The organism is Nocardiopsis sp. SBT366, from assembly GCF_001083815.1.
GTDB lineage: Bacteria > Actinomycetota > Actinomycetes > Streptosporangiales > Streptosporangiaceae > Nocardiopsis > Nocardiopsis prasina.
The window spans coordinates 1-17776 of record NZ_LAVM01000104.1; the positions used below are offsets into that span (position 1 = coordinate 1).

22 protein-coding genes are annotated in these 17776 nt (G+C 69.9%); 6 read left to right on the top strand and 16 right to left on the bottom strand.

Annotation, left to right across the window (positions count from 1 at the left end; genetic code table 11):
• Nucleotides 1–706: hypothetical protein (locus ADX84_RS26450; protein WP_049578939.1), on the top strand; the 706-nt coding region annotated here is incomplete at its 5' end.
• Nucleotides 707–786: 80 nt separating this feature from the next.
• Here ADX84_RS26450 and ADX84_RS22755 read toward each other — a convergent pair.
• From ADX84_RS22755 to ADX84_RS22775, 6 genes are all read right to left on the bottom strand, one after another.
• A complete protein-coding gene (locus ADX84_RS22755) occupies nucleotides 787–1092 on the bottom strand; it encodes a DUF1416 domain-containing protein (RefSeq protein WP_026129190.1) in 306 nt (101 codons plus the stop codon).
• The gene (locus ADX84_RS22760; protein ID WP_049578941.1) at nucleotides 1089–1934 is read right to left on the bottom strand and encodes a sulfurtransferase; all 846 of its coding nucleotides are present in this window, start codon (nucleotides 1932–1934) and stop codon (nucleotides 1089–1091) included. Before ADX84_RS22760 ends, ADX84_RS22755 begins: the two co-directional genes overlap by 4 nt.
• A 370-nt stretch (nucleotides 1935–2304) precedes the next feature.
• Nucleotides 2305–2391 (bottom strand): putative leader peptide, encoded by an 87-nt coding sequence (locus ADX84_RS27135; RefSeq protein ID WP_355267795.1) that lies wholly within the window; start codon nucleotides 2389–2391, stop codon nucleotides 2305–2307.
• Nucleotides 2392–2504: 113 nt separating this feature from the next.
• Complete coding sequence (locus tag ADX84_RS22765) at nucleotides 2505–2828, bottom strand: thioredoxin family protein (RefSeq protein WP_049578945.1); 324 nt, start codon at nucleotides 2826–2828, stop codon at nucleotides 2505–2507.
• Complete coding sequence (locus ADX84_RS22770) at nucleotides 2828–3526, bottom strand: DUF2993 domain-containing protein (protein WP_049578947.1); 699 nt, start codon at nucleotides 3524–3526, stop codon at nucleotides 2828–2830. Before ADX84_RS22770 ends, ADX84_RS22765 begins: the two co-directional genes overlap by 1 nt.
• Nucleotides 3527–3768: 242 nt before the next feature.
• Complete coding sequence (locus ADX84_RS22775) at nucleotides 3769–4923, bottom strand: putative quinol monooxygenase (RefSeq protein WP_049578949.1); 1155 nt, start codon at nucleotides 4921–4923, stop codon at nucleotides 3769–3771.
• A gap of 241 nt (nucleotides 4924–5164) precedes the next feature.
• Between ADX84_RS22775 and ADX84_RS22780 the strand changes: the two genes are divergently transcribed.
• The gene (locus ADX84_RS22780; RefSeq protein WP_049578951.1) at nucleotides 5165–5971 is read left to right on the top strand and encodes an HAD family phosphatase; all 807 of its coding nucleotides are present in this window, start codon (nucleotides 5165–5167) and stop codon (nucleotides 5969–5971) included.
• 102 nt (nucleotides 5972–6073) lie between these two features.
• On the opposite strand, the gene ADX84_RS22785 is transcribed toward ADX84_RS22780, so the two are convergent.
• Entirely contained in the window at nucleotides 6074–6754 is a 681-nt protein-coding gene (locus ADX84_RS22785) for a hypothetical protein (protein ID WP_049578953.1), read from the bottom strand.
• Nucleotides 6755–6873: 119 nt separating this feature from the next.
• Between ADX84_RS22785 and ADX84_RS22790 the strand changes: the two genes are divergently transcribed.
• The gene (locus ADX84_RS22790; RefSeq protein ID WP_049578980.1) at nucleotides 6874–7359 is read left to right on the top strand and encodes a MarR family winged helix-turn-helix transcriptional regulator; all 486 of its coding nucleotides are present in this window, start codon (nucleotides 6874–6876) and stop codon (nucleotides 7357–7359) included.
• A gap of 18 nt (nucleotides 7360–7377) precedes the next feature.
• Here ADX84_RS22790 and ADX84_RS22795 read toward each other — a convergent pair whose 3' ends face one another.
• The 7 genes from ADX84_RS22795 to ADX84_RS22820 form a co-directional block, all read right to left on the bottom strand.
• Nucleotides 7378–8313, bottom strand: a complete 936-nt coding sequence (locus tag ADX84_RS22795) for an NAD-dependent epimerase/dehydratase family protein (protein ID WP_049578955.1) — start codon at nucleotides 8311–8313, stop codon at nucleotides 7378–7380.
• Nucleotides 8314–8542: 229 nt separating this feature from the next.
• Nucleotides 8543–8641 (bottom strand): 30S ribosomal protein bS22, encoded by a 99-nt coding sequence (locus ADX84_RS25800; RefSeq protein WP_013155353.1) that lies wholly within the window; start codon nucleotides 8639–8641, stop codon nucleotides 8543–8545.
• Between the two features lie 220 nt (nucleotides 8642–8861).
• A complete protein-coding gene (locus tag ADX84_RS22800) occupies nucleotides 8862–9497 on the bottom strand; it encodes a histidine phosphatase family protein (protein WP_049578957.1) in 636 nt (211 codons plus the stop codon).
• 34 nt (nucleotides 9498–9531) lie between these two features.
• Nucleotides 9532–10833 carry a glutamate-1-semialdehyde 2,1-aminomutase gene (gene hemL, locus ADX84_RS22805; RefSeq protein ID WP_082206722.1) on the bottom strand — a complete coding sequence of 434 codons (1302 nt, stop codon included), beginning with the start codon at nucleotides 10831–10833 and terminating at the stop codon, nucleotides 9532–9534.
• A 98-nt stretch (nucleotides 10834–10931) separates the two neighbouring features.
• The gene (locus ADX84_RS22810; protein ID WP_049578962.1) at nucleotides 10932–11501 is read right to left on the bottom strand and encodes an RloB family protein; all 570 of its coding nucleotides are present in this window, start codon (nucleotides 11499–11501) and stop codon (nucleotides 10932–10934) included.
• Nucleotides 11498–12829: an ATP-binding protein gene (locus ADX84_RS22815; RefSeq protein WP_049578964.1), complete on the bottom strand. Its 1332-nt coding sequence runs from the start codon at nucleotides 12827–12829 to the stop codon at nucleotides 11498–11500. Before ADX84_RS22815 ends, ADX84_RS22810 begins: the two co-directional genes overlap by 4 nt.
• A gap of 162 nt (nucleotides 12830–12991) precedes the next feature.
• Entirely contained in the window at nucleotides 12992–13654 is a 663-nt protein-coding gene (locus tag ADX84_RS22820; protein WP_049578967.1) for a phosphatase PAP2 family protein, read from the bottom strand.
• A 273-nt stretch (nucleotides 13655–13927) separates the two neighbouring features.
• Here ADX84_RS22820 and rraA point away from each other — a divergent pair, with 273 nt between their 5' ends.
• Nucleotides 13928–14410, top strand: coding sequence for a ribonuclease E activity regulator RraA (rraA, locus tag ADX84_RS22825; protein WP_049578969.1), 483 nt, complete (start codon nucleotides 13928–13930; stop codon nucleotides 14408–14410).
• A 15-nt stretch (nucleotides 14411–14425) separates the two neighbouring features.
• Here the strand turns inward: rraA and ADX84_RS22830 are convergent, their stop codons facing one another.
• Nucleotides 14426–15070: a hypothetical protein gene (locus tag ADX84_RS22830; protein ID WP_082206724.1), complete on the bottom strand. Its 645-nt coding sequence runs from the start codon at nucleotides 15068–15070 to the stop codon at nucleotides 14426–14428.
• Nucleotides 15071–15353: 283 nt separating this feature from the next.
• Between ADX84_RS22830 and ADX84_RS22835 the strand changes: the two genes are divergently transcribed.
• Entirely contained in the window at nucleotides 15354–16637 is a 1284-nt protein-coding gene (locus ADX84_RS22835) for a sensor histidine kinase (RefSeq protein WP_049578975.1), read from the top strand.
• On the top strand, nucleotides 16634–17281 hold the full coding sequence (locus ADX84_RS22840; RefSeq protein WP_049578977.1) for a response regulator transcription factor: 648 nt from the start codon (nucleotides 16634–16636) through the stop codon (nucleotides 17279–17281). Before ADX84_RS22835 ends, ADX84_RS22840 begins: the two co-directional genes overlap by 4 nt.
• 9 nt (nucleotides 17282–17290) lie before the next feature.
• Here the strand turns inward: ADX84_RS22840 and ADX84_RS22845 are convergent.
• A partial coding sequence (locus ADX84_RS22845) for a hypothetical protein (protein ID WP_369801136.1) occupies nucleotides 17291–17776 on the bottom strand: 486 nt, incomplete at its 5' end.

Genomic DNA, 17776 nt, shown 5'->3' on the forward strand with positions numbered 1-17776 from the left:
CACCTTCCGACTGCTGCACATCGGCGTCAGCCTCCTGGGTCCGCTCTACGCGGCCTGGGGCGCCATGGAGTTCGCGGTCCGTTCACCCAACGGTCTCTTCACCACGCGCCTCTTCGTCACACGCCCCGCCCAGGTGCTCCCGGGCGCGCGGGTCCGGATGACGAGGAGTCCCCCATGTCCGACCCCCAGTTCTCCGTCCTTCGTCCTGCAGCCGATCGCGCTCCTACTCCAGACCGCCGGTCTGGTCCACCTGATCCTGGCCGTGCTCTGGAACCGGCGGCGGGGGCGGTACGGCTGGAGCGAACGGGCCCGGTGGCTCAGTGCCCCTGGGAGCGCGGAGACGAGCCGGGTCCGCCCCTACCTGCGCGACGGAGCGACCGCCCCCGACCCCGAACTGGCCCACCTCACGGTGAGGGTGGCCGAGCACCGTGTGCGGCAGTTCGAGAACCCCTGGCAGGTCACGGGCGCGAGCCTGGCCGCGATGGGGATCGGCCTCTTCGCGGTCGGCCAGGCGTACTCCGGGCACGCCCCTCACATCCTGTGGTTGGGGCTCGTCCTGTTCACCCTCGCCACGACCGCGCCCCTCTACCGCCGGAGCGTGCTCGACCGGGCGGAGCGGGCGCTGGAGACGAACCGGGACCTGGCCTCGCAGTACGACGGTCCCGTCGGCGAGCCTCCGCAGCAAGCGGCGCCCCGCGAGCGCTGAGGACACACGAAACGGCGCGGCGCCGGTGTCGGACGGAGCGATTCGTCCGGCACCGGCGCCGCGCGCGGGTGGTACTGGTGTCAGGCCTCGACCTGAACGTCGATGACCTTGCCGACCTCGGCCGTCACCCGGAACTCCCCGGTGAAGCCCTGGGAGGCCAGGACCCGCAGCTTCCACTCGCCGTCGGCGGCGAAGAAGCGGAAGGTGCCCTCGTCCCCGGTGGCGACCTCCCCGACAAAGTCGTCGGAGGAGTTCAGCAGACGCGCGTAGGCGCCGCGCAGGGGCTGGCCGTCACGGGTCACCGTGCCCTGGATGACCGCCTGGTTGCCCGCGTCGACGTCGGCCAGGGCCACGCCTCCCTCGGGTGCTCCGCAGCTGTCACTCACTTGGCCTCAGCCTCTCCGAGCTCGACCGGAACGCCCACGAGGGAGCCGTACTCGGTCCACGAGCCGTCGTAGTTCTTGACGTTCTCCAGCCCGACGATCTCGTGCAGGGCGAACCAGGTGTGCGAGGAGCGCTCGCCGATACGGCAGTAGGCGATGATGTCCTTGTCGAGGTCCACCCCGGCATCGGTGTAGAGCTCGCGCAGCTCTTCGGCGGTCTTGAAGGTGCCGTCCTCGTTGGCCGTCTTGGCCCACGGGATGTTGCGCGCGGTCGGGATGTGGCCCGGACGCTGCGAGGTCTCCTGCGGCAGGTGCGCGGGGGCCAGCAGCTTGCCCGTGAACTCGTCGGGCGAGCGGACGTCGACCAGGTCCTTGGTGCCGATGGCCTCGACGACCTCGTCACGGAAGGCGCGGATCGAGGAGTCCTGCTCCTTGGCCTGGTAGTCGGTGGCGGCCCGCTCCGGGACCTCCTCCACGAGCTCGCGGGAGTCGAGCTCCCACTTCTTGCGGCCGCCGTCGAGCAGGCGGACGTTGTCGTGGCCGTAGAGCTTGAAGTACCAGTAGGCGTAGGCAGCGAACCAGTTGTTGTTGCCGCCGTACAGGATGACCTGGTCGTCGTTGCCGATGCCCTTGGCGGACAGCAGCTTCTCGAAGCCGGTGCGGTCCACGAAGTCGCGGCGGACCGGGTCCTGGAGGTCCGTCTTCCAGTCGATCTTGACGGCGCCGGGGATGTGGCCCTTGTCGTAGGCGGACGTGTCCTCGTCCACCTCGACCAGAACGACGTTGGCGTCGTCCAGGTGAGCCTCCACCCATTCGGCGTCCACGAGGACGTCGGAGCGGCTCATGAGGAACCTCCTGTGCTTTCTGTGTGTCGCGTGTGCGGTCGGTGCGTCGCGTTCCGGGCGCGCGGTGCCCGGAACAGGGGTCTCAGGCGGCCTTCCCTTCCCTGACGACCCCCGGGTCTTCCGGAGGTGGGGAGGGAGAGGAGAGGCGTTACGCGTGGGAAAGGGCGGTCGCGGCGGCGGTGGCGAGTCGTTCCGGGCACGGTCCAGGGTGTCCTCGGGGTCGCCGACGGAGAACGACGGAGGAGAGATCCGCCGCGGGTTCGTCGGGGTCCGGGAGTGACGACGGACGAAGGCCGTCGTCTCCACGTGTGCTCGAAAGGGGGTGCCGGTCGCACGGAGCGAGCGGGGGCTCGGAAGTGGCCCGTCCGCCCTAGGGACACGGACAGAGCGCGGCAGCGACGCGGCAGAAGTCCACCGCTCGTCGCTTCGTCAGATACGCGCTCGTCAAGGAAGTCACGTCCTAGACGCTACAGCCCGCACGGCGATCTTGTCACGGGTGTCCTGGATCACAGGACGACCGTCCCAGCATGTGGGACGGGGGCCGTGGAATCGCCGGATTGTCGGACGTCGTCAGCGCACGGCCTCGCCGAGGGCGGCGATCACGTCGGCCTTGCGGGGCTGGCCTCCGGCCCTTCGAACCACCCGGCCGTCCGCGTCGAGCACGAACACCGTCGGGGTCCCCTGGACCTCCAGCCGACGCACGAGGTCAAGCCGGGACTCGGCGTCGACCTCCACGTGCGCCACCCCCTCGACCATGCCCGCCACGTCCTCCAGGACACGGCGGGTGGCGCGGCAGGGCTGGCAGAAGGCGCTGGAGAACTGCACGAGCGTGGCCCGCGCGCCCAGCTCGGCACCGAGCAGGTCGGGGCCGAGCGTCTCCACCACCGAGGCCATCAGACGGCCTCGGAGCCCATCAGCGGGACGTCGCTGCCCGTACCGGTGATCCTGAGGCCGTTCGAGGTGGCCTCCATGTCCCTGGCGGTCAGGCCGAAGGGCAGCTCGGGCACCTGGGCGCTGAAGGTCAGCATGTTCGAGACCATGGCGTCGACGTTGACGGGGACGTCCGCCACCTCGATGCCGACCGGGGTCACGTACAGGGTGTCCCCGTCGACGGAGAACTCGCCACCGCTGGAGACCGAGACGCTCCGGCCCATCTCGGGGACGGCCAGCTCGCCGTTGATGCGGGGCTCACCGTTCTCGGTCGTGATGGTCATGCCCTCGGGCAGGTACGGGTTGAAGTAGGCGTAGGGCACCACGAAGGAACCGTCCACCTGGCCGGCGGTCACGGTGGGCTGGTCCATGAGGTCGCTCAGCGGCGCGTCGACGTCGGAGGCGGTGGCCTCGATCTGCTCGACCGTCACACCGCCCATCGTGGCGCTGTCGGCCTGGATGTTGACCTCGGTGTAGGTACCGCTGACCACCTGGGGCAGGAAGGCCCAGCCCTCGATGGACACGTCCGGTTCGTCGGACATCTCCATCTGCTGTGCCAGGCGCTCGGCCAGGGTGTTCTGCGCGAACGAACGCGCTCCCACGTCAGCCACCACTACGAGGGCGGCGAGAAGGATCAGGAAGACGACAAGGAACTTGCGCATCGGGGCTCCCAGCAACTTTCTTTCGCTCCGGCGCGGCTCTCGGCTGGGTCATCCGGCCGGTCTCGGTCACACGCCATCGGCACCCGACGGGCGCCGGTCATGAAAAACCTGTAGGGAAGGGTACTTCACCCGGGATGAGACGCGGGGCGCCCGGAATTGGTTGCGCCGGGGGCGTGGTCACGGGCGGTACGGCGTCCCTCCGACCAACGCCGGAGGGACTTCCTGGGGCACGAAGTGCCTGGTCAGCGGGGCATCAGCATGGCGGCGAGGCCGTCCGTGGCAGCCGCGCCGGAGAGGGAGAGCTCGATCACGTTGGTGGCCACCACGTGCCCGGAGAGGCGGCGTGTGAACTCCATGACGTGCGGCTGCTGCTCGTGCTCCTCCTGGGCCAGCTCGTCGCGGTAGATCGCGTAGACGATCCGCTGGAGGGGAGCGCTGGGCACGGTGTGCGAGGCGAACAGCAGGGTGTCCGGCTCGCGCTTGGAGACCTCGGCCACGACGGCGTTGGCGAGCTGGTCGAACCCGCCGCCTTCGCCGTCGGCGAGCGTGTAGATGGTGATGACGCCGCGGACCTTGCTGGGCGCCGCGGCGGGCGCGCCCTCGTAGAGGTCGTCGTAGTTCTCGGCGTTGCGTCGCTTGCGGCGCACGGGCTCCTCCTGGGGCTCGTCGTCGAGTTCGTCTTCGTCGTCGTACTCGTCGTCGAAGTAGTCGTCGTACCCGTCGTCATAGGGGTCGCGGCGCGGCTTGGCGGCCAGCGCCCCGGCGCCCCAGAGGGAGGAGACCGCGCCGAGGACCAGCAGCGGGCCGAGGGCGCCCAGCCCCAGGCGTCCGACCACGACGGCGAGGAGCACGGAGAGCGCGACCAGACCCAGCACCGCCAGGTCGGTCCGCCCGGGGCCGCGGGTCCCGCGCCGCACGACGGCGACGATCGCGATGACGAGGAGGACGGCGACGAAGCCCTGCACTCCGTTGGTGAGCGAGCGAGGGATGAGGTCGTAGTGGTCTCCCAGCGGGGGGAAGGCCGCGTCGAACCGGCCGCTGATGCGGTCGACGCTGAGCACCACCAGGGGAACGATGGTCAGGGCGGTGACGAAGAGGCGCGTGGTGAAGAGACCGTTGGGTGAACGGACCGCGAACTCCATGGCGCCCCAGGCCGCGTAGAGCGGACCCAGGAGGCTGACGCCGATGTGCAGCAGTCGGAAGGTGAGCTGCCCGAAGTCGAAGAGCACCCCGATGACCGCGGCGCTGAGGCCGACGGTGACCGCCAGGGACGCGATCAGCCATGCGATCGCGGAGACACTGGGACGGCGTTGGGCATACGCGGTCAGCGCGGCGGTGGCGCTCCAGCCCACCAACGCGCTGATGAATGTCAGTCCTACCGTGACCATCCCGACCATGATGCTGCACCGCAAAGGGTGGATGTGCACCGCGTGCACTATTAGCGGGAAGCCGACCGGGAAGATCCCGCAGAGTGGAGGCCGAAACCGTGTTTGACACTGTGATCTTCATCACCAGGTTTGGCGCTCTCGCCCTGTCGCGGCATGGCACCCGTGGGTGGTCATAAGCTCGCAGTACGCGGGGAAGCGCCACCCCGGACATCCGGAGGGCTGCCTCCCCCACCACAGCCAGGAGAGAACCGTGTCACACGACGCCGTTTCCCCGAAACCGGTCGGCCCCGGAGCCGCTTTCTTCGACGTGGACAACACGCTCATGCGAGGCGCGTCGATCTACCACTTCGCCCGCGGACTGGCCTCCCGGGACCTGTTCACCACCAGGGACCTGATGCGGTTCGCGTGGGGACAGACGGTGTTCCGGGTGACCGGCAGCGAGCAGCCGGAGCACATCAACGCCGCGCGCGAGGCCGCCCTGGCCTTCGTCGCCGGACACGGCGTCGACGACCTGGTCGCGCTGTGCGAGGAGATCTACGACGACACCATGGCCGACCGCATCTGGGAGGGCACCCGGGCACTCGTGCAGGAGCACCTGGACGCGGGCCGACCGGTGTGGCTGGTCACCGCGACCCCGGTGGAGCTGGCACAGATCATCCGCCGCCGCCTGGGGCTGACCGGCGCGCTGGGCACCGAGGCGGAGTGCGTCGACGGTGTGTACACGGGGCGGCTCAACGGCGACCTCATGCACGGTCCGGCCAAGGCCGTGGCGGTGCGCGCGCTGGCGCGGAGGGAAGGGTGGGACCTGTCGGCCTGTTCGGCCTACAGCGACTCCTCGAACGACCTGCCCCTGCTGTCGTTGGTCGGCGACCCGCACGCGGTCAACCCGGACGGGGACCTTCGCCGCTACGCGCGCACCCACGAATGGCCGGTGCACGACTTCCGCAGACACCGGGCAGCCCTGAAGGTGGCCCTGCCCGCCGCTGTGGCGGGCGCTGTGGCCGGAGCCGTGGCCGTGCGTGCCGTCAGACACCGCAGAGCCCTCAGCCTGCGCTGAGCACTCCAGGACCTGCTCCGAGCACTCCAGGAGCGGGCCCGGCCCCGGGACCACGCGCGGTTCGCCGGTGGGACCCGCACGCGCCCACGGCACCCGCGACCGTCACCGTCGCCGATAGAACACGGGCAGAGCCCGCATGCGCTCCTCTCGCAGGGCGTCGCGGATCCTCCCGAAGAAGCTCGGCCTGGTGATCTGGGCGACCAGGAAGCGCACCGGACCGCCGGGCAGGCGCACGTGGTTCACGAGCGTGTAGGGCGCCTCGTCCAGGGGCTGGAGCAGCGTGGAGTTGTCCACCCCCACCCTGTCGACGTACCAGTGGGCCAGCTCCTCCCACACCTCGACCGCGCGTTCGGGGTCGGGGGCGGTGAAGTGGTTGAGCAGGTACGTGGCCGAGGGGTCGTCGCCGGTCTCACCGATGCGCCGCGTGTTGCGGGCGGTCATCAGGAGCTCGCCGTCGAGTTGGCGATAGGCGTCGGAGTCCAGCACGTCCGCCACGTCGTCGGGTGAGGTCACGGCGACGAGCAGGACGACGTCGTAGCCGGGGCCGCCCTCCAGCGGCGGCATGAGCACCGCCTCGTACACCGTGGTCGCGACCACCGAGGGCAGCTCCTCCAGTTCGTCGGCCAGCACCCGGAACCTCGCCAGGGTGCGTTCCCTCTCCTCGTCGCGCCACACGAAGGGGCCCCGTGCGGGCGGGGCCACCCGTGCGCCCACGTACACGTAGCCGTACGGGTGGGGTTCGAGGAAACCGGTCCGGTCCGACTCCGGGCTGTTCCTGGGCATGGCGTGCGCCTCCTCCGTCGCGGGGCGTGGAGGCCCCCTCACCGTCCGTACGAACGACTCTATCCCCGAAGCTTTGCCTTCCCCAACAGTTCGGGAAGACAAATCATATGATCGTAGACATGACTGAAGACAGGGCACCGGAGTCCCCGGACGAACGGGACCGCGCACTCCTGGCGGAGCTGGGCGTCGTTCCGCAGTTGGAGGTCTACTTCCGCCGAGCGCGGGTGGACATGCCCGCCGACATCGCGGAGGTGTTCTCCCTGCACGGACTGACCGCGCGCCACGGCGGAGTGCTCGGGCAACTGGCGGTGGTGCCGTCGATCGGCGTGAGCGAACTGGCCAGGCGGATGGCGGTGTCCCTGCCGACCACCAGTGAGCTGGCCGGAGACCTCAGACGCGCCGGACTCGTGGTGGCGGAGGAGGATCCGGACAACCGCAGACGCACTCTGCTGAGCCTGGCCGACGACTACCGGCCCTCTGTGGAGTCACTGGCGGCGGCGCGGGCGGCGCCTCTGCGGCGCGCGATGGAACGCCTGCCGGAACGGGACAGACAGGGGTTCGCCGCCGGACTGCGCGCCTGGGCGGACGAGATGCGCGACTGCTGAGGCCCGACGGGGCGGTGACTACCGGCCCAGGGTCGCGCGGGCCAGGGCCAGGACGTGCACCGGACGGAGCCCGGAGCCCCGAGGCGAGCCGCCCCGGCTGTGCGCGTAGGACTCGAAGGCCTCGACGGAGCTGTAGGACGGTGCCCAGTCCAGGGCGCGGCTGAGCGGCGCGGGGTCCAGCGCCGAAGCGCTCAGTCCCTCACGCACCGCGCGGGCGCCGCTGGAGCTGGCGTAGTCGATCCGTCCGTGCCTGGCCACTCCGCGCAGCACTCTGAGGCCGCGTGCGGGCACCGGGAGGCGCCGACCGCCGATACGGCGAAGGCAGTGGGAGAGCGGGACCGCGTCGGCCCCGGAGACGTCGAAGAACCCGGTCCGCTCGCTGAGCGCCATGCGCACGAGCGCCTCGGCCCCGTCGTCCTCGTGCAGGAACTGCACGCGCGGGTCGCGGCCCATCACGGTGGGCACGACACAGGAGTCCATGTAACGGGTGAGCGGGGTGTCCACGGAGGGACCGATGAGGTTCGCGAACCTCAGGACGGCCACGGACAGGTCCGGGCGGCGGCGCTGGAGGCCGCGCGTGTGGCGTTCGACCTCGGCCGCGTCGTCGGCGTCGAGGGTGGCGCTGGAGCGCACCACCAGCCGACGGACGGTGGAGGAGCGCTGGGCGGCACCAAGGACCCGCATGGTGCCCAGGAGGTTGTCCTCCCGGTTGGGGTCGTTCGTGGTGTCCAGGCCCAGGTGCAGGACCAGATCGGCGCCGGACTCGGCGACGATGCGGTCCAGGCTGCCGTCGTGCAGGTCGACGTGCTGGTACTCGACCCCGGTGGTGCCTCTCGGTGAAGGGGCGGAGTCGGCCCCGATCACCCGGTGCACACCGGGCCCCTGGCTCAGGGTCTGGGCGACCCCGGCCGCGAGGGGGCTGGAGACCCCGGTGACGAGTACGACACGAGCCATGGAGACACGTTCCTTGGAAGGAGACGGCGGTGGTCCGGATGGGCCACGTACCGCTCACCCCGACGGAGGCGACCCGGTGAAGGTGACCTGTGATTCACAACAGTGGTGCACCCGGAAAATTCCGTTGCCCCGGCTGACGCCGGGCAAGGGAAGTGAAGTGTCTCCGCGTCCGGGGCGTGCCAGCGGCCCGCCCGCGCCCGCGGAGAGACAACCTACGTCGCGAAAGCTCCTACTTCTTGTTGCGACGCGCCACACGCGTGCGCTTGAGCAGCTTGCGGTGCTTCTTCTTCGCCATCCGCTTGCGGCGCTTCTTGATGACGGAACCCATGGGATCACCTTCTCGCTGACGAGTGAGTACGGACATGCCGAACCACTGGTGACGAACACCTGCTGGCTCGGATGCGGTTGCTGGGCTCGCCCGGGCACACGCGCGCTGAGCGCGGGTGGCCGGTGCGACCGGGGCGGGCCCCGGGGAGGACGACGGTCACTTGTACACACGTCTACCGCACCCGTGGGCCCAGCTTACCGCTAAGGGCAACCCGGGCGGATCACGCCCCCGGGACGGACGGACCGTCACCGTAGAGCACGGCGGCCGGTTCGGCATAGCTGACACTGGCCAGTCGCTGATCCGCGAAGGTCAGCGACGTGACACTGGCGAGGTTACATTCCCGCAGGTCGGGTCGGTGCCACAGGCGCCTGCCCTCGGCCGCGCGACGGGCCATCCAGATCGGCAGCTGGTGGCTGACACACACGGCCTCGCGCCCCCAGGCGGCCCGACGGACGACCTTGATGACCTCGACCATGCGGTTGACGATGTCCTGGTAGGGCTCGCCCCACGAGGGCCGGAAGGGGTTGTACAAGCGCTTGAGCACCTGGGGGTCGCGCGCCGACTTGGAGGACAGCGACATCCCCTCGAACTTGTTGGCCGCCTCGACCAAACGATCGTCCAGGGTCACCGGAAGGTCGAACGCCTTCTGGAGGGGGACGGAGGTCTCCTGGGTGCGGTCCAGCGGCGACGAGTACAGGGCGGCGATGTCGTGGCCCTCGAACCAGTCGGAGGCCATCTCCGCCATCCGCTGTCCCCGGTCACTCAGGTGGTAGTCGGGGAGTCTGCCGTACAGGACCTTCTCGGGGTTGTACACCTCTCCGTGCCGGAGCAGGTGGACGACGGTGGTGGTGGTCATCGTGGAGGTACTTCCTTCCGGGGAGCGGGTCGGGTCAGCCCTGGGACTGGGCCTGTGCCGCGGCCCGGGCGGCCGCGGGCAGGGCCTCGACCACCCTGTCGACGGCGGCCTCGTCGTGCGCGGAGGAGAAGAACCACGCTTCGAAGGCGGCGGGCGGCAGGTAGACGCCCTGTTCGAGCATGGAGTGGAAGAACGCGGCGAACACGCTGGTGTCCGTCGTGCGGGCGCTGTCGAAGTCCGTGACCTCGCGGTCGGTGAAGAAGACCGTGAACAGGTTGCCGCCGCCCTGGATGCGGTGGGTGACGCCCTCCGCGCTGAGCGCCTTGGAGATCTCGCTCTCCACCTGGGCGGAGACCCGGTCGATGTGCGCGTAGACCTCGGGGGTCGCACCGCGCAGGGTGGCCAGTCCAGCGGCCGTGGCCAGCGGGTTCCCGGAGAGTGTGCCCGCCTGGTACACGGGTCCGTTCGGGGCGAGGCGGTCCATGATCTCGGCGCGGCCGCCGAACGCCGCGGCGGGAAGGCCACCGCCCATGACCTTGCCGAACGTCATGAGGTCGGGGGCCACGCCCTCCAGACCGAACCAGCCGGAGGCACTGACCCGGAAGCCGGTGAGGACCTCGTCGAGGACCAGCAGGGCGCCGTGGGCGTGCGCGATCTCCTTGAGGCGGGCGTTGAACCCGGCCCTGGGCGGGACGACACCCATGTTGGCGGGACAGGCCTCGGCGATCACGCAGGCGATCTCGTGACCGTGCTCGGCGAAGACGCGCTCCACGGCCTCGACGTCGTTGTAGGGCAGCACCAGGGTGTCGGCGGCGCTGGCCCCGGTGACGCCCGGGGAGTCCGGCAGGGCGAAGGTGGCCAGGCCCGAACCGGCGGCGGCCAGGAGGGCGTCGACGTGGCCGTGGTAGTTGCCCGCGAACTTGACGATCTTGCTGCGCCCGGTGAACCCGCGCGCGAGGCGGATCGCGGACATGGTGGCCTCGGTCCCGGAGTTGACCAGGCGGACCTTCTCGACGGGGGTGCGCTCGACGATCAGCTCGGCCAGCTCGACCTCACCGGGGGTCGGGGCGCCGTAGGAGGTTCCGGCCGCGACGGCGCCGTGGAGGGCCTCCACGACGCTGGGGGCGGCGTGCCCGAGGACGAGCGGCCCCCACGAGCAGACGAGGTCGACGTACTGGCGACCGTCGGAGTCCGTGAGGTAGGGGCCTTCACCCTTGACGAAGAACGGCGGGGTGCCGCCGACCGCCCCGAAGGCGCGCACGGGCGAGTTCACGCCGCCGGGAACCACGGCGGACGCCCGCTGGAAGAGCTCTGCTGAAGTCTGTTGAGTACCCACCTCACCAGTGTGTCAGCTGTGTTCTCCCCCGCGACCGTGACCCGCCCCGCAACGCACGCGTGCCCCGCCGGGGAGGACGGGGCACGCGTGGAGGGGGGTCAGTCGCGCAGGATCACGCGTACCAGGCGGTGGACGCCGGTACTGGGATCCGATCCCGGGGTCAGGAGTTCGGCTCGTTCGAGGGCGTCCCGGAATCCGTGCTCGAAGTCCTCGAACCGGGTCCGGCCCTTGCGCCACGCGGGGAAATGGGCTTGCAGTACCTTCTCGGCCTTGGCCCCGGAGCCGAGCGCCGCACGGTGATCGGCGAGGTGAAGGATCAGCCAGGTCTCGAAGGTCGGCGTGGAGCAGGCCGTCTCGATGCCGTTCCTCCGCGCCTGGTCGCAGAGCACGGTGACGTCGTCCCCGTCGGTGTCGAAAACCGCCCATACGTCGGTGTATTGCTCGTGTCCGGCGCCTCGGGCCGTGCGGAGAACCCATTCCCTCTGCGGGTGCTTCGCCTGCCGGACGTGCACGGTGTGGATCCGAACCCCGGTGTGCCCGCGCATGGAGTCGAAGTAGCCCTTCTCGGTCTCTCCCTCGCAGACGATCAGGTAGACACTCTGTTCCTCACGACGGGGGCCGCGGCGCCTGAGAGAGGTCTCACGCTCCCTTTTGGCACGCTTGCTCACCCGGACACACCCTCCGTCTCGGGAGTTGTCGCACGGTGGCTCAGTGCCGCGCGGAACAGCTCGTCGTCGATGTCGGGGACGGCTCCGTAGCGACCGACGAGGTAGCGGCGGGCCCGGTTGTCGTCCCCCCGGGGCTTGAAATCGCTCAGCGGGTAGAGGGTGCTTCGGCCCTGACCGTCCTTGTCCACGAACCAGATGTGGTCGCGTCTGAGCACTTCCTCGCCTCGTACGCGTCCGAGCAGAGCCGCGTCGTGGCTGGTGAAGATCAGCTGCGCCCCGTGGGGGTTGTGCACCTCGTCCTGGAACAGCGCGATGACTTTGGCGGACAGGTAGGGGTGCAGGCTGGCGTCGATCTCGTCGACGAGTAGGACTCCGCCGGTCTCGAGAACGCGCTGTGCCTCGTATCCAAGCGCGGTGAGAGTCCGGGTGCCCTTGGACTCCTCGCCCCAGGCCAGGGGGCGCGCACCTTTCCCGTCTGCGTGGTGGAACAGCAGTCGGGACGTGCCCAGGAGTTCTCCCGTTTTCTTCTGGATGTGGTACACGATTCGGGACCCTTGCACTACATGGGACGAGTGAATGTCTCCCCGCACGGTGTTGAGATACCCGCCATCTCCAAAATGGCTCTTTGGCTCCTCAAGCTCCACAGTCTGCACCCCGGTTCCAGCGGACCTCAGGAGTTCACTGAGAAGGACCATCTGGCTTTCGGAAACCTCTGGCTCGCCCAACCACGTGGGGGGGCCTGAGCTGCGCTCCTCCGCGAAGGTGAGGCCATCGGAGAACCACCGGTAGATCGGCTCGACGTCCTCGCTGGAGGCACGGGCGGCGACGGTCAGGAAGAGGATGTTGGGACCGGTGATGTCCCCGACCTGCCGGAGTTTCGCCGGGGTGCTGTCACCGAACGCGAACTCGTCCCCGTCACGCTCGAAGAGGACTCTCTTCCGGCCTTTCGGGTAGACGTACAGCCACTCCTCGGTCACGCGCTGGTCGTCGATGGCGAAGCCGTAGGTGTGGCGTACTCCGGAGAGTTTGAGGTCGACCACGAAGACCGAGGGCTCCTTCCCCGACTCCGTGTCGAGGGCGAAGGGCACCCGAGCGATACCACCACCGGGCTCACCGCGGTTCATGGACCACCGCACGGTGTCCCGCATGAAGACCAGGGCGTCGAGCAGGTTGGACTTTCCCGAAGCGTTGGCTCCGAAGATCCCCGCGACGGTCGTGGCCTCCCAGTCAGCACTCTCCGGGCGAGCGTCGTCGTAGACCGGCGTGAGGAGCAGTTGCTGTTCCTCGCGGATGGACTTGTGATTCTCCACGCGAAAACTCAGCAGCATTGGCCACGACCCCCTCGTTTGACGGTGGCTTGACCCCAGGTCCTACGGAGAAACCACACAGGAGAAGCATGCCACGTACCTCGGCCCGCAAACCTCCCGCCCCGCAACGCACGCGTGCCCCGCCGGGGGGAGGACGGGGCACGCGTGGAGGGGGAGGTTGGCTCAGACGTTGCTGTGGGAGTCCTGGCCGATGCGCTCGGCCTCGGGGCCGTGCTCCGAGCCCTGGGCGCGCACCAGGGGGCGCAGGCGGTCGTTCTCGGCCAGTTTGTCGACGACCGCGGTCATCGGGCGGGCGGCCAGCAGCGAGACCAGGGTGGCCACGATGGCACCGACGAGCAGGCCCACGGTGACGTCGTGGGGGTAGTGGGCGCCGACGAAGACCCGGGAGAAGGCCTCCAGGACGGCGAAGACCGCGGCGACGACGGCGAACCGGCGCCAGGCGACGATCACTGCGGCGGCCGCGGCACCGGCGATGGCGGCGTGGTTGCTCGGGAAGGACCAGTCACCGATGGGGTCGCACGTGGCGATGGTGTTCAGGTCCGTCATGGCCTGGCAGGGGCGCAGCTGTTCGAAGAACGACTTGATGGTCCTGCTGACCGCGTAGGCGATGACGGTGGCGACCGGGGCGAAGAGCGCGAGGCCGACCAGGCGCGAGCTGACGGAGCGGGCTCGCCACCAGGCCATGAGGAAGAGGATCGCGAACACACCGAGGAAGAGGTCGGTGCCCCATTCCGCGGCCGTCTGCATCCAGGGGTCGAGTCCGTCCGCGAACTCGATCACGGATCGTGACCAGGCGGCGCTGACGTCGAAGATGTCGGAGACCATCTCTCTCCAGGGGTGGTACGGGGAGGAGAGTCGCCCTGACGGCAGGGGGAAGACGGGGCGACGTCCCGGTGACGGGACTCCCACGAGCGAATGAAGGGAAGGTCCTTATCCTGTCATCCGCTCGACCCCCCTGAGTCCCGGGAAGCCGAACAACGAAGAAAGACACATGGTCAGCCCCCGTCGAAGTGACACGCGGCCCCGGCCGCGACCCCGCGTTCTACCGAGAAGTAACTTGGGTCCCGTCCACTCGCTCACTCACGGACCGGAGCTGGCATGGCAACGGACTTCACCACGGCGGACCTGATCGACGACCACGGCGACACCCTGCGCAGCTGCTCCACGCAGTTCCGGCAGTACGGGGGGCACCGGGTGTTCTCCGGACCGGTCCGCACCGTCCGCTGCCACGAGGACAACGGCCTGGTCAAGCAGATCCTCAACACCCCCGGCGAGGGCGCCGTCCTGGTGGTGGACGGCAACGGCTCCCTGCGCAGCGCCCTGATGGGCGACATGATCGCCGAGGCCGCCGTGCGCAACGGCTGGGCCGGGGTGGTCGTCAACGGCGCCGTCCGCGACACCGTCGCCCTGGGCGGGCTGGCGCTCGGGGTGAAGGCCCTGGGCTCCAACCCCCGCAAGTCCCTCAAGGACGCCGCCGGACGCCAGGACGTACCGGTGACCTTCGGGGACGTCACGTTCGTCCCGGGAGAGTGGCTCTACAGCGACCACGACGGAATCGTGGTCAACGCCACCGAGGTCTAGGTCGTACTTCTTGGATCATTCCACGCTCGGGCCGTCTGGCCCGTTACGCCAGGACTGGTCCCCGACGAAGGGCACCGCGCATCCCAGCAGGATCACGGGCATCAGCAGCACCCCCGTGAGGGCCGCCCACCGGGGCTCCGGAAGGAGGCCGACGGCCCCCGTGAGAACCCCGACCGCCACGACACCCCCGCCCACGGACCAGCGCGCCCGGTTCCACCATCGGACGGCGGGGGTGTCGTGTCCCTCACGGGCGCGCACCACCAAAACCAGCAGGCCGAGGGCCATCAGGAAGACGGCCAGGAGGAGGGCCATCAGCTGGTCGGTGGACATCGGCAGCTCACGCCCGGACTCCGAGTGCAGCATGACCACGTGGACGGCCAGCAGGAACGCGGCCAGCACGGCCAGGTGCAGGTCCAGCAGCCTGCCCAGCGAACGCCCGGACCAGACCGGCAGCCGGAGCGCACGTTGGAAACCGGCTCCCAGGCGAGCGCCGACGGTCAGTGCCGTGACCAGCAGCAGGATGGTCCCCGGCACTACCGTGGTGAACAGCCAGCGGGGGGTCATCGTGGGCTCCCCGTCGAGCCCGACCTTCCCGCTGGGGACCACCTCCGGAATCTCCGGCCACAGGGTCACCGTCACCCCCACGGCGACCAGCGCCATGAGCGAGGCAAGGACCGCTCCGACCCACGGAACGGGAACAGCTCCACTTCCGACAACGGTTTCCGACGAGTTCGCCGCCATCCGACTCCCACCCTTCGATTCACGCTCTTTCTCGATGGGAGAAACGCTAGGAATTCCGCGCGGCGGGCGCATCGACCCGGGGGCACGCACAGGTCATGTGCCTGGCCAGGGGAGGTACATGCCGGAGGTCATGGTCCGAACGTGCCCTTGTCCATGACCCTTCGCGCATTCTCGTGAACGGCCCCGCGGCTACTCTCGAAGAATGCGGAAGAACGATTCCCTGCCCGACCTCTCCTCCTGGGTGGCGCTCCGCGCGGACCGCCCTCCCCGGGTCCTGAACCTGCTGTTCTGGGCTGCCGTGGTCTCCACCGGACTCACCTACGGGTTCGTGTTCCTCGTCGCCCCGGAGTTGTTTCCTTCCGGCGACCCGCTGGTCGACGTGGTGATCCTGGTGATCATCGTGTGTCTGGTGGTCTCCTGCGCGCTGTGGCCGCTGCTGGCCTGGTCGCCCTCGGCCTGGTGGGGACACCGGGCGGCCAGCGTCCTGTTCCTGGCCGTGTCCGTGTTCTCGCTGGCCTCCAACAACTACACCGTGCTGGTCCTGGTGTGTCTGGCCACCATGAACGCGATCGCCGTGTTCGGGATCGCCGGAGCCTGCGGCTACGCGGCCTTCCTCGGCGGGGTGAACCTCCTGCTGGTCCTGTTGGTCCCCGGCGACCCGCTGCTGATCGGCCTCGTGACGACCGGCAGCTCCCTGGTCCTGGTGCTGGCCTCGGGCCTGGTGTACGTCGCCCTGCTCGTGGCCTCCCAGCGGGCCGAACGGACCCGGGAGCTGCTGGCCGAACTGGAGGAGGCCCACGCGGAACTGGGCCGCCACGCGGAGCGCGTGCGTGAGCTGACCGTCTCCGAGGAGCGGGCGCGGATGTCGAGGGAGATGCACGACAGCACCGGGCACTACCTGACCGCCCTGGCCATGACGCTCTCGAACGCGTCGCGCTTTCGCACCGCCCGCCCCGAGGCGGCCTGGGCGGAGGTGGAGCAGGCCCGGGAACTGGCCCGGGACGCCCTCACCGACACCCGCCGCTGGGTGCGCGCCCTGCGCCCGCTCCAGCTGGAGGGGCACGCGGGCACGACGGCCATGCGGGCGATGGCCGAGTCCTTCGACGGCGGCGGTGCGCGCATCGTCTTCACCGATGCCGGGGCCTGGCCTCGTCTGTCCCAGGAGGCAGAGCTGGTCTGTTACCGGGCGCTCCAAGAGGGGCTGACCAACGCGATGCGTCACTCCGGTGGAGACCGGGTCGAGGTGGAGGTGGGCGGATCGGCGGAGGGCGCGTGCGTGTCGGTGACCGACAACGGCACCGGCGCCGAGGAGGGCGCGGCCCGAGGCGGGTTCGGCCTGCGCGGCCTGCGCGAGCGGGTGGCCTCCGTGGCCGGATCCATGGACACCGAGAAGCCGCCGGGTGGCGGGTTCCGGCTCCTGGTGACCGTTCCCGCCGAGTCCCGGGCCGAGAGCACCGCCCCGGTCATGGCCGGGGGTGCCGGGTGAGGCCGGTCTCGGTGCTGATCGTGGACGACCAGATCCTGCTCCGGCAGGGCCTGCGCAAACTGCTGGAGATCGAGGACGGCGTCGAGGTCGTCGGCGACGCGTCCGACGGGGTCGAGGCACTGGAGTTCCTGGCCTCGGCGCCGCCGCCGGACGTCGCCCTGGTGGACGCCCGTATGCCGCGCATGGACGGGATCGAACTCATCACTCGGATGCGCGCGGAGCATCCGGGCGTGCCCGCGGTCATCCTGACCACGTTCGACGACGACGAACTCGTCTTCGGCGGGCTGCGCGCGGGCGCCCGGGGCTATCTGCTCAAGGACGTCCCTCCCGAGGAGCTGGTGCTGGCGATCCGCCAAGCCGCGCGGGGCGAGACCGTCCTGGGCGGCCCGGCCGCGGACCACCTGGTGGCCGCCCTGACCGCTCCCCCGGCACCGGTGCCCTCCCCCGTGCGGCCGTCGGCGCTGTCGGAGCGCGAGTGGGAGGTGGCGCGCGTGGTGGGCACGGGCGCCACCAACCGGGAGATCGCCCGCACCCTGTTCATCACCGAGGGCACGGCCAAGAACCACGTCACGAGCATCCTGCGCAAACTGGACCTGCGCGACCGCACCGCACTGGCCCTGTGGGTCGGGGAGCACCGCGCCTGACCGGCGACGTCAGACCGCACAGAACTCCAGGATGGGGTCCCGGGTGTCCGCGACCCGCGAGAGCGCCTTGGCCAGGCCGGGCTCGTCACCGAAGTCGAGTTCCACCAGCACGGCATGGACCGCGTCGGCCCGCTCGGTCAACTCTCTGACCGGACCGTCGCGGGAGAGGAGCTCCTCCAGGGCCTCGACGTCGAGTAGGTGCTGGTCCAGGTCGGTGTAGTGCTGGTCCTGGAAGGGCACCCCGTCGACCAGCAGGTCCTGCTCCAGGGACTCCGCAGCGGTGTCCACGACGTCGATGTGCGTCTCGATGTCGGCACAGAGGCTCTCCACCCCCTCGGCGTCGACACCTTCCGGCTCGTCCACTCCGGAGGTCTCCGCGACGGGACGGGGTCCGAAGGGGGCCGGCCCTCCGGGGACGCACCCGACGGCCAGGAACAGCAAGGGGAGGAGGGCGGGGAGGACCCGGGCCCGCGCTGACCGGGACCGGCGCGGGGA